Origin of the sequence: Plasticicumulans lactativorans (assembly GCF_004341245.1) — a bacterium.
Classification (GTDB): Bacteria; Pseudomonadota; Gammaproteobacteria; order Competibacterales; family Competibacteraceae; genus Plasticicumulans_A; species Plasticicumulans_A lactativorans.
Genome location: NZ_SLWY01000012.1, coordinates 98,961 through 109,569, shown reverse-complemented (window position 1 = coordinate 109,569; position 10,609 = coordinate 98,961). Strand labels below are relative to the sequence as shown.

General features: G+C 70.0%; 9 protein-coding genes. 6 read left to right on the top strand and 3 right to left on the bottom strand.

Annotated features, from left to right (window positions below):
* Positions 1 to 273 precede the first annotated feature (273 nt).
* The 3 genes from EV699_RS12070 to ppk2 all read left to right on the top strand — a co-directional run bounded on the left by EV699_RS12070 (position 274) and on the right by ppk2 (position 4,397).
* A complete protein-coding gene (locus EV699_RS12070) occupies positions 274 to 1,485 on the top strand; it encodes an MFS transporter (protein ID WP_243662651.1) in 1,212 nt (403 codons plus the stop codon).
* A 258-nt stretch (positions 1,486 to 1,743) separates the two neighbouring features.
* Positions 1,744 to 3,597, top strand: a complete 1,854-nt coding sequence (ftsH, locus tag EV699_RS12065) for an ATP-dependent zinc metalloprotease FtsH (protein ID WP_243662652.1) — start codon at positions 1,744 to 1,746, stop codon at positions 3,595 to 3,597.
* Positions 3,594 to 4,397 (top strand): polyphosphate kinase 2, encoded by an 804-nt coding sequence (ppk2, locus tag EV699_RS12060; RefSeq protein ID WP_132543014.1) that lies wholly within the window; start codon positions 3,594 to 3,596, stop codon positions 4,395 to 4,397. The genes ftsH and ppk2 overlap by 4 nt, the downstream gene beginning before the upstream one ends.
* Before the next feature lie 66 nt (positions 4,398 to 4,463).
* On the opposite strand, the gene EV699_RS12055 is transcribed toward ppk2, so the two are convergent.
* From EV699_RS12055 to EV699_RS12045, 3 genes are all read right to left on the bottom strand, one after another.
* Positions 4,464 to 4,874 (bottom strand): phasin family protein, encoded by a 411-nt coding sequence (locus EV699_RS12055; RefSeq protein WP_165904117.1) that lies wholly within the window; start codon positions 4,872 to 4,874, stop codon positions 4,464 to 4,466.
* 352 nt (positions 4,875 to 5,226) lie between these two features.
* Positions 5,227 to 6,792, bottom strand: a complete 1,566-nt coding sequence (locus tag EV699_RS12050; protein WP_132543010.1) for a coiled-coil domain-containing protein — start codon at positions 6,790 to 6,792, stop codon at positions 5,227 to 5,229.
* A 28-nt stretch (positions 6,793 to 6,820) separates the two neighbouring features.
* Positions 6,821 to 8,503, bottom strand: coding sequence for a CorA family divalent cation transporter (locus tag EV699_RS12045; protein ID WP_132543008.1), 1,683 nt, complete (start codon positions 8,501 to 8,503; stop codon positions 6,821 to 6,823).
* A gap of 345 nt (positions 8,504 to 8,848) precedes the next feature.
* Here EV699_RS12045 and EV699_RS12040 point away from each other — a divergent pair, with 345 nt between their 5' ends.
* From EV699_RS12040 to EV699_RS12030, 3 genes are all read left to right on the top strand, one after another.
* Positions 8,849 to 9,133, top strand: a complete 285-nt coding sequence (locus tag EV699_RS12040) for a hypothetical protein (protein ID WP_132543006.1) — start codon at positions 8,849 to 8,851, stop codon at positions 9,131 to 9,133.
* Between the two features lie 113 nt (positions 9,134 to 9,246).
* Positions 9,247 to 10,068: a carbon-nitrogen hydrolase family protein gene (locus EV699_RS12035; RefSeq protein ID WP_132543004.1), complete on the top strand. Its 822-nt coding sequence runs from the start codon at positions 9,247 to 9,249 to the stop codon at positions 10,066 to 10,068.
* A 73-nt stretch (positions 10,069 to 10,141) separates the two neighbouring features.
* Entirely contained in the window at positions 10,142 to 10,606 is a 465-nt protein-coding gene (locus EV699_RS12030; protein ID WP_132543002.1) for a pyridoxamine 5'-phosphate oxidase family protein, read from the top strand.
* The last annotated feature ends 3 nt before the right edge of the window (positions 10,607 to 10,609 follow it).

The following is a 10,609-nucleotide window of genomic DNA, read 5'->3' as shown; positions in this document are numbered from 1 at the left end:
CGGGGGTGTGCCAGTTGTCGTTGTCGGATGGGGCGGCGGCGGTGTCGAGCACGGGGATCTCGGGCACGTCCGCCACGTCGGGGTAGATCGGAGGGGACATGCAGCGCGCCGAAGCGCGCGGCCGGGTCGCATTGCTGCTGCGGGCTCATGGACTGGCGACGGAAGAACGGCAGCAGGTGTTCCGGTAGTGCCGCTTTCTCGCACGCACGGCCGGCGTGCACCGGGCCGCCGCGGCCCCTACCATCGGCAGCCGTTGCAGCCACGCCGACGGTGATGACGATGCCGAGCCCAACCCCCTTGCGTGCGATGCCGGCCGGCGTGTGGGTGCTCGGCGGCGTCAGCCTGCTGATGGACGTTTCCTCGGAGATGATCCACAGCCTGCTGCCGCTGTTCATGGTCACGGTGCTGGGCGCCGGCGCCTTCGCGGTCGGTTTGATCGAGGGGCTGGCCGAGGCCACGGCGCTGATCGTCAAGGTGTTTTCCGGTGCGCTCAGCGACTGGCTCGGCCGGCGCAAGGCGCTCGCGCTGGCCGGCTACGCGCTGGGCGCGCTGAGCAAGCCGCTGTTCGCGCTGGCCGGTTCGACCGGGCTGGTGCTGGCCGCGCGGCTGCTCGATCGCGTCGGCAAGGGCGTGCGCGGGGCGCCGCGCGACGCGCTGATCGCCGACCTGGCGCCGGCGCCGATGCGCGGCGCCGCCTTCGGCCTGCGCCAGTCGCTCGACACCGTCGGCGCCTTCCTCGGGCCGCTGCTCGCGGTCGGCCTGATGCTGCTGTGGGACGGCGATTTCCGTGCGGTGTTCTGGGTCGCGGTGGTGCCGGGCGGGCTGGCCGTCGCGCTGCTGCTGTTCGGCCTGCACGAGCCCGGGCCGGTGGAGGCGCCGCGGCGCGCGCACCCGCTGCGGCGGGAGAGCCTGCGGCGCTTCGGCGGGGCGTACTGGTGGGTGGTCGGCCTCGGCGCGGTGTTCACGCTGGCGCGCTTCAGCGAGGCCTTCCTGGTGCTGCGTGCGCAGCAGGGCGGGGTGCCGGTCGCGCTGGTGCCGCTGGTGATGGTGGCGATGAACGTGGTCTACGCCGCGACCGCCTATCCGTTCGGCCGCCTCTCCGACCGCGTCGACCACGGGCGCCTGCTCGCGCTCGGGCTCGTCGTGCTGATCGCCGCCGACCTGGTGCTCGCCGTCGACCGGCACTGGGCGGTGGTGCTCGCGGGGGTGGCGCTGTGGGGCGTGCACATGGGCATCACCCAGGGCCTGCTGGCGACCATGGTGGCGGCCACCGCGCCGCCCGAACTGCGCGGCACCGCGTTCGGCGTGTTCAACCTCGTCGCCGGGGTGGCGATGCTGCTGGCGAGCGTGATCGCCGGGCTGCTCTGGGACCGCTTCGGCGCCGCCGCCACCTTCCTCGCCGGCGCGCTGTTCAGCGCGCTCGCACTCGGCGTGCTCGCCGGGCGACCGTCCGGGCGCGGCCGGCGTTCGACGACGGACTGCTGACGAATCCCGGCCGACGGGCCATAACAATGGGTAGCGCGCACCGCGCCGGGCAGCGGCGGGCGCCGCGGCGGTGCCCTGGCCGGGCGTCGCCGCGGGTCGCCCCGCACCTGGCGGCAGTGGTTCGCGCCTGCGGGCGAAGGGGTCCTTCGCCTTGCCGTCCGGCGTCGACTCCGACGCACCAACCTCCGGGACCCGACCGCCGTGGGCAACAACAACAAGCGACAGCAGTTGTCGATCGCGTACTTCCTCCTCGTCTTCATGGTGCTGCTGACGATCCAGAGCTACCTGAGCCAGGAACAGGCGCACAGCGTGCCCTACAGCGATTTCAAGGCGCTGCTGAAGGCCGGCAAGGTGGACGAGCTGACGCTGCAGGAGACGGTGATCTCCGGGACGCTGCGCAACGACGGCGTGGAGGGGCTGGTCACCCGCGAGACGGCGGAGAGCCTCGCCCGGCTCGGCAAGGGCGAGCACCCCTTCGTGACGGTGCGCGTCGAGGACCCGAACCTGGTGCAGGAGATGGAAGCGGCCAAGGTGCGCTTCTTCGGTCACGTCGAGAGCAAGTGGCTCGCCACGGTGCTGTCGTGGGTGCTGCCGGCGATCATCTTCGTCGGCATCTGGAGCTTCGCCCTGAGGCGCATGGGCGGCGGCGCCGGCGGGCTGATGGAGATCGGCAAGAGCAAGGCGCGGGTCTACATGGAGCGGCAGACCGGCGTCACCTTCGACGACGTGGCCGGGATCGACGAGGCCAAGGACGAACTGATGCAGGTGGTGGAGTTCCTGAAGACCCCGGAACGCTACCGCCGGCTCGGCGGCAAGATCCCCAAGGGCGTGCTGATCGTCGGCGCGCCGGGCACCGGCAAGACCCTGCTCGCCAAGGCCGTGGCCGGCGAGGCGGGGGTGCCGTTCTTCTCGATGAGCGGCTCGGAGTTCGTCGAGATGTTCGTCGGCGTCGGCGCCGCGCGGGTGCGCGACCTGTTCGCCCAGGCCGAACAGCGAGCCCCCTGCATCATCTTCATCGACGAACTCGACGCGCTCGGCAAGGCGCGCGGCATCAGCGTCGTCGGCGGCCACGACGAGCGCGAGCAGACGCTCAACCAGTTGCTGGTGCAGATGGACGGCTTCGACACCACCAAGGGCGTGATCATCATGGCGGCCACCAACCGCCCGGAGATCCTCGACCCGGCGCTGCTGCGCCCCGGACGCTTCGACCGCCACGTGGCGATCGACCGCCCCGACCTCAGGGGCCGCGAGAAGATCCTGCGCGTGCACAGCCGCCCGGTGAAGCTCGCGACCGACGTCGACCTCACCGCGATCGCCGCGCGCACGCCCGGCTTCGTCGGCGCCGATCTCGCCAACCTGGTCAACGAGGCGGCGCTGCATGCCGCGCGCGCCGGCAAGGGCGCGGTCGACACCGCGGACTTCGACGAGGCCATCGACCGCGTCATCGGCGGCCTGGAGAAGAAGAACCGGGTCATGAACCCGATGGAGAAGGAGACCGTGGCCTATCATGAAGCCGGCCACGCGCTGGTCGCCGAGATGCGACCGCACGCCGACCGCGTGGCGAAGATCTCGATCATCCCGCGCGGCATCGCGGCGCTGGGCTACACCCAGCAGATTCCGACCGAGGACCGCTACCTGATGAAGAAGAGTGAACTGCTCGACCGCATCGACGTGCTCCTCGGCGGGCGCGTCGCCGAGGAGATCGTCTACGGCGACGTCTCCACCGGGGCGCAGAACGACCTGCAGCGCGCCACCGACATGGCGCGCCACATGGTCACCCACTACGGCATGAGCGAAGAGCTCGGGCTCGCCGCCTTCGAATACCCCGGCACGCCGATGTTCCTCGACGTGCCGGTGGCGGCGCGGCAGGGCGTCTACAGCGAGCGCACCGCGCAGGTGATCGACGACGAGATCCGCCGGCTGCTGGCCGAGGCGCACGCGCGCGTCGAGCGCACGCTGGTGACCAACCGCCACGGCCTGGAGGCGCTGGCGAAGCTGCTGCTGGAGAAGGAGGTCATCGACCGCGCGACGCTCGACGGGCTGATGGCCGCCGAGGCGGCGCGGCAGGCACCGGCGGACGCGGGGGCCGCGGCGGCGGAGGGTCGGCCATGAGCAAGAACGACCACAAGGAACACGACGACAACGGCGCCGGGCTGTCGCGCCAGGAGTACGAGCACACGCTGCGCCAGTTGCAGGTGGAGCTGGTGAAGCTGCAGAAGCACTTCATCAAGTCCGGGGAGAAGATCCTGGTGATCTTCGAAGGCCGCGACGCCTCGGGCAAGGACGGGACGATCAAGCGCATCATCGAGCACCTGAGCCCGCGCGAGACGCGCGTGGTCGCGCTCGGCAAGCCGTCCGACCGCGACCGCATGTCGTGGTACTTCCAGCGCTACGTGCCGTACCTGCCGGCGGCCGCGGAGTTCGTGCTGTTCAACCGCAGCTGGTACAACCGCGCCGGCGTCGAGCGCGTCATGGGCTTCTGCAGCGACGCCGAGTACGAGGAGTTCATGTCCTCGGTGCTGCACTTCGAGCACATGCTCGTGCATTCCGGCATCCGCCTGATCAAGTACTACCTCGACATCAGCAAGGCCGAGCAGAAGCGCCGCCTGCAGGACCGCAAGGCCGACCCGCTGAAGCAGTGGAAGATGAGCGCGATTGACGACGAGGCCATCAAGTACTGGGACGAATACAGCCAGGCGCGCAACGTGATGCTCGCCCGCACCCACAGCTTCCTGACCCCGTGGAACATCGTGCGCGCCGACGGCAAGCGGCAGGCGCGTCTCGGCGTGATGCGGGACCTGCTCACCCGTCTGGACTATGCGGACAAGGACGAGGGCCTGATCCGTCCCGACCCGCAGGTGGTGTTCGCCTACGACGAGGCGTACCTGGCGAGCGGCATGATCGCACCCTGAAACGCAACCGCCCGGCAGCGCCGGGCGGTTGGGGGAGGGGCCTGCCGCGTCATGCGCGGCGGCGGCTCACGCCGCTTCGTCGACGACCTCGGCCGGCGCCTCCGTGACGGGCGCTTCCGCGACCGGGGCTTGCGGCGCCGGCACGCTCGCGGCCACTTCCGCGCCGCTCGCGGCGACCAGCGCCTCGACCTCGGCCTTGAAGCCGCTCAGCAGCTCGGCCAGCGCCTGGGCGTCGGCCTGCACCTGCGTGCCGAGGTTTTCGGCGACCGCCAGCGAGGCCTCGGCGTAGGCCGTCAGGCCGTCCACGTCGGTGATCTCGACCGCCGCCTTCAGGCGCGACAGGCCCACGTCGCTGTAGGCGCGCAGCACGCCGAACTGGAAGTCGGTCAGCTTCTCCAGGTGGGCGACGAACAGCTTGTTGGCCTTGACCACGGGGGCAACGACGGCGTCGACGTTCGGCAGGGTGAAGTCGGACATGGTGGGATCCTCGGTCGGCTTTGGGTAAGTGTGTAGGGATGAGTATACCCATTTCATGCTGCGACGCAACAAAATTCGTCGGCACAAAGGCTTACGCCTGTAAGCCGGAAACGCCCGCGGAATGGCGCGCAAAAAAAATGGCCGGGATGGGAATCCCGGCCAAACCACCAGAGGAGAGGAGAAACATCCGAAGATGTTGCGATGCACAATAGCGATCGTCCCGCATCGTGGCAACGTACGGTTTTTATCTGCAGCGATGAGAAAAGCTAAGCCATGGTGAAGCAGGTGGGGCACGTGTCGTCAGCGGCCGGCGGCGCGCATCGCCGCGCCGGGTTCACCGCCTGCGCCGGCCCTAATCCTTGGCGTCGAGCAGTTCGGCGCGCGAGGTCCGCGCGCGTTCGACCAGCGCCTGCAGGGGCTTTTCCTCGCGCGCGCCGAAGCGGCCGAGCACCTCGTCGTAGACCGCGATCGCCTCCTGCAGCCGGTCGAGCCGGCCGAGCCTGCTGCCCTTGCTGACGAGCGCCCGCGCCACCTGCTCCAGCAGCGCCGCTTCGCCGCGTGCGCCGAAGCGGCTGAGCACCTCGTCGTAGAGGGCGATTTCCTCCTGCGGCCGGTCGAGCTGGCCGAGGGTGATGCCCTTGTTGACGAACGCCCGCGCCACCTCTTCCAGCAGTACGGCTTCGCTGCGTGTACCGAAGCGCTCGAGCACCTCGTCGTAGACGGCGATTTCCTCCTGCGGTTTGCCGAGTTCGCCCAGCGTGATGGCCTTGTTGACGAGCGCCTTCGCCACCTGCGCCAGCAGCGTCGCTTCGCTGCGTGCGCCGAAGCGACGTTCGACCTCCTCGTAGGCGGCGATTTCCTCCTGTGACCGGCCGACCTCGTTGAGCGTGACGCCCTTGTTGACGAGTGCCTTCGCCAGTTGCTGCAGCACCGCGGGGTCGCCGTGTGCAGCGAAGCGCCGATCGGCCTCCTCGTAGACGGCGATTTCCTCCTGCGGCCGGCCGAGCCGGCCGAGCATGATGCCCTTGTTGACGATCGCCTTCGCTGCGTGCTCCAGCAGGGCCGGTTCGCTGTGCGCACCGAAGCGGTGGTCGATCTCGTCGTAGACGGCGATCGCGTCCTGCCCCTGCCCGAGTTCGCCGAGGACGTAGCCGCGCATCACCATCATCTGGGCCCGGTCGGCGTCCGCGTGGCCCTCGGCGGCGAGTGCCTCGTCGAGCAGCTCGCGCGCGACTTCCAGCTTGCCTTCGGCGATGGCCTTGCTGGCGCGGGCGATCCAGTCGGTGGCGGTGTAGGCGGTTTCGGGCTTGGCGCGGGCCGCGGCGGCCTGCTGCAGGACGGCGTCGCGCTGCTCCGCTGTCAGCCTGCTGAACTCCGTCACGCTGCGGATGAGCGCCCGGCGGTGTTCCTCGACCTCCTGCTGCGTCTTGTCGAGGTCGACGTGCGCGTCGGCCTGGCGCTGGCGCAAGGCTTCCGCCTGCTGCTCCAGTGCCGCGAGCTGCAGGCGCAGTTTCGCCGCCTCCTGGCTCAGCCAGTCCTCGGCGGTGCGCCTGGCGAGACTCTTGACCGACACGAAGCCGGCGAACGCCGCGATCAGCGCGAGCAGGGCGATCATCGCGCCGAGCAGGCCGGCGTAGGTCGACAGGTCGGCGACGCGCTTGTCCTGCCAGTCGACCTTGTCCTTGAGCGCGGCGGCGTCCTTGGTGGCTTCGGCGAGCTTGAGCTGCAGTTCGCGCACCTGCGTGCCGAGGGCGTCGACGTCGCCGCTCAGCCTGGCGTTGGCCTGCTGCAGGTGTTCGAGGTCGCGGGCGTGCTCGGCGAGCTTCACCCATTCGCTGAGGTTCGACTGGCCGACGGCGGGATTCGGGACGGCCACGGTGAGCAGCAGCGGCAACAACAGCCAGGCGGAACGGGGCATCGGGCGTGCTCCTGCGCGGGGGCGGGCGTCAGCGCGACGCGCCGGGCTTGTCGCCGGCGGTCGGCGGCTTCCTGCGCCAGACCTTGAAGAACGCGGTGAGCTTGCGCCGCGCCGGTTCGCGCTCGTCGGACAGCAGGTCGAGGAAATCCGACAGCCGCTTGGATTTCATCACGGTGAAGAAGGTGATCCAGGTGGTGGCGGCCAGGATGCCGAGGAAGTAGACGGCCTTGGTGAAGTCGTCGAGTTCACCGAGCGACAGCAGGTTCATGCCGAAATAACCGGTCACCGTGGTGCCGATCAGGCCGAAGGCGGTGACCACGGTGAGCCGCACCACAGTATTGGCCTGCCGGCGCAGCGAATCCGAATCGAGGTAGGTATCCATGTCCTCGATGCGCTCGCGCACTTCGTCGTAAAGCTCGGTGGTGCCGAGAAAGCCACGCTGCATCTGGTACAGCGCGCGCATCTGCCACTGGTCCGAGATGTGGTGGAACCAGTAGCGGTGGGTGAAGCGCAGGAAGATCTCCTTGAGTTTGCGGATCTCGCGCTTGAAGCGCTTGACCGATTCCGGGTCCTGGATGTCGAGCCGCTTCAGCCAGTACACGAGGCGGTCGGCCATCATGAACAGCGTCGCCTTGTGCATGTGCGAGATCAGGAACAGCAGGAAGTACTGGTGGCGGAACTGCTGCAGCAGGCCGCCGCTCGGTGTGTAGAAGAATTTCTGCTGCGCGCTGCCCACGATCATCAGCGCCTCGCCGCAGCACATGTAGCGGGTGCCGGGCGGGCCGTCGGGGTGGTCGTTCCAGTAGTGGTCGAAGCAGTACTTCGACTCGAAATTCTGCGCCATGGAGCCGCCGAACGGCGTGCGGCCGGAATCGCCGGGCGGGGTGACGAAGGTGAGCCGCAGGAAGTCGCTGCGGCTGAGTCGGCGCGGGTCGTCTTCGAGCGCGAAGTAGCCCATCACCGGCATGCGGTGGTATTCGAGCTGGCGGTAGCGCAGCGGGCCGACGGCGTCCGAATGATGCTGTACCAGCGGGCGCAGGATGAAATCCCAGTGTGCGGATTCGGTCGGTGCGCGGAACTCGCCGACGTGGCGCAGGAATTTGTCGCGCCGCTCGTAATCCGAGGTCGCCAGCACCTCGCCGGAGGCCGACAGCCACTCGACGGTCTTCAGGCAGTGGCCGCCGCTGCCGTCGTTTTCCCAGTAGATCGGATAGGCGCGGCCGAAGCGGAACATGATCTCCTGCGCCACCGCCAGCGGGATGTCGGAGGCGTGGAGTTCGATGGTGAGCATCGTGATGTCGATGTCGTAGAAGAAATACAGCTCCACGTGCATCACTTCGAGCACCACCGGCGGCATCGCCGGGTCGGGGAAGGTGCAGCGTACCTGGCGGATGTCGTTGCGCCGGTAGACGTGGATCGGCGATTCCGCCGGCATCGAGGCGCGGCCCTTGCCGTCGCCGTAGAGGAACTGTCGCACGTGCGGCAGGAAGGTCACGAACTCGCTGTAATGGCGCGACTGGAACTGGCCGGGATCGCCGGTGAATTCGTCGTCCACCTCGCTCCATGGATTGTCCGGCGCCGGACGGTCCAGGATCTCCCAGTGATTCTGGATCTGGCTGTCTTCGCGCAGCGGCATCAACTGCAGCGGCCACAGCAGGATCTCCCGGAAGTGGCGCAGCATGTGCGGTTTGGCGTCGATCTGATCGGTCATGGCGGCACCGGCAGTGGAGGGCGCGCGGAGTATATCGCCGCGGCTTCGGCAGGCGACGGGGCGCTGGCGGGGCGCCGCGGGCGGGCCGGTTTCCCGCGCCCAGCGGGGGCGGGGGGCGGTACGGATCCACTTGTCTTTCAGTCGCTTGGACTTCGATGGAGCCCCGTCTCCGGCCTCTTCCCCGCAGGGCGAGTGGGGTTGAGCGCTGCGGGACGGGCTCGCGCCGGGCGGTTCCCGCTGCGGCGCAGCGCGGCCGCTCCGCTCGCGGCTCTCGACAAGCGCCGCGGCGCGTATTACTTACGCGCGCGGCCGCCACGCGACGTGGCGATAAACCGGAGAACGCACATGCCCAAGAAGAAAGGCAAGGACAAGGATAAGTCCAAGGAAGCGAAGCTCGTCGTGCGCCTGGAGGCGGACCTGCACAACGCCTTCCTCGAACGCTGCCAGGCGCTCGACACCACCGCCTCGCGCGAGGTGCGCCGGCTGATCCGCCATTTCCTGGCGAGCAACGGCGATCCGTACGCGCCGGCGGGCGCCGCGCTGCCGGTCGTTGACGCCGTGGTGGTGGTGCGGGGCGATGAGCCTGCGCCGCCGCTCGCGCGGACGGTCGTCGCCAGTGAAGAGGTCTAGCGCGGCGGCGCTGCTCCGCAATGGGCCTATGATGGCGGTGACGCCGGCCGGTGCGCGCGCCGGCCGCGAACCCCGCCGCGGGCCCGGCCCGCGCCCACCCGAGGAGATCAGCGATGCGACTCGCCGTCTGGCAGTGCCCGCCGGGCCCGGAGGACGTGCCCGGCAATCTCGAACGTCTGCGCCGGGCGGCGCACGCGGCGGCGGCGGGCGGCGCCGCGCTGCTGGTGTGCCCGGAGATGTACCTGTCGGGCTACGCGATCGGCGCGGCGGCGGCGCGGCGCCTGGCCGAACCCCGTGACGGCGCCGGCGCGCAGGCGGTGGCGGCGATCGCCCGCGAGCACGGGCTGGCGATCCTCTACGGCTACCCGGAGCGCGCCGACGCCACGGTGTTCAACGCCGTGCAGCTGATCGGCGCCGACGGCACGGTGCACGCCCACTACCGCAAGACCCACCTCTACGGTGCGCTCGACCGCGGCATGTTCGTCGCCGGCGCCGGTGACTTCCCGCTGTTCGAGCTCGGCGGCTGGCGCTTCGGCCTGCTGATCTGCTACGACGTGGAGTTCCCGGAGACGGTGCGCCGGCTCGCCCTCGCCGGCGCCGACGCGGTGCTGGTGCCGACCGCGAACATGCTGCCCTACGACGTGGTGCCCGACATCCTGGTGCCGGCGCGCGCCTACGAGAACCAGCTCTACGTCGCCTACGCCAACTACTGCGGCCGCGAAGGCGAGATCCGCTACGGCGGGCGCAGCGTGATCGTCGGCCCCGACGGCGCCGATCGCGCGCGCGCCGGCCGCGACGAGACGCTGCTGTTCGCCGACCTCGACCGCGCCTTCCTGGACGAGTCGCGCCGCGGCAACACCCACCTCGCCGATCGCCGCGCCGAGCTGTACGCGGCGCTGGCGCGCCTCGCCGACGCGCCGCCCGGCGCCGAATGAACACCCGGTGCGGCGGCGGGCGTTTCTTGCCACACTCGCGGCGGGTACCGGGCTACCGTCGAGGCATCCGGCGATGATCGAAGCCGCGCACGCCACCTTCATCCAGAGCGGGGTCGCGATCAGCGTGGCGACCTGCGGCCCGGCGCGCGTCTGCCACGTGGTGCGCGGGATCGGCTGCAAGCTGGTCGGCGAGCGCGTGGCGGTGTTCGTGCCGGTGCCGGCCTCGACCGGGCTGCTCGCCGACGTCGCCGCCAACGGCCGCATCGCCGTGGTGTTCTGCCAGCCCTCGACCAACCGCACGCTGCAGCTGAAGGGCCGCGACGCGTGCACGATCGCGGCCGCGCCGATCGATGCCGCGATCCGCGCGCGCCAGCTCGATGCCTTCGTGCTCGAGGTGGAACCGGAAGGTTTCCCCGAAGCCATGGTCCGGCCGCGTTTCGATTACCCGCCCGAGCAGGTGGTGACGCTCGCGTTCACCCCGTGCGAGGCCTATACGCAGACGCCCGGCCCCGACGCCGGCGCGCCGCTGGCGCTGTGAGCC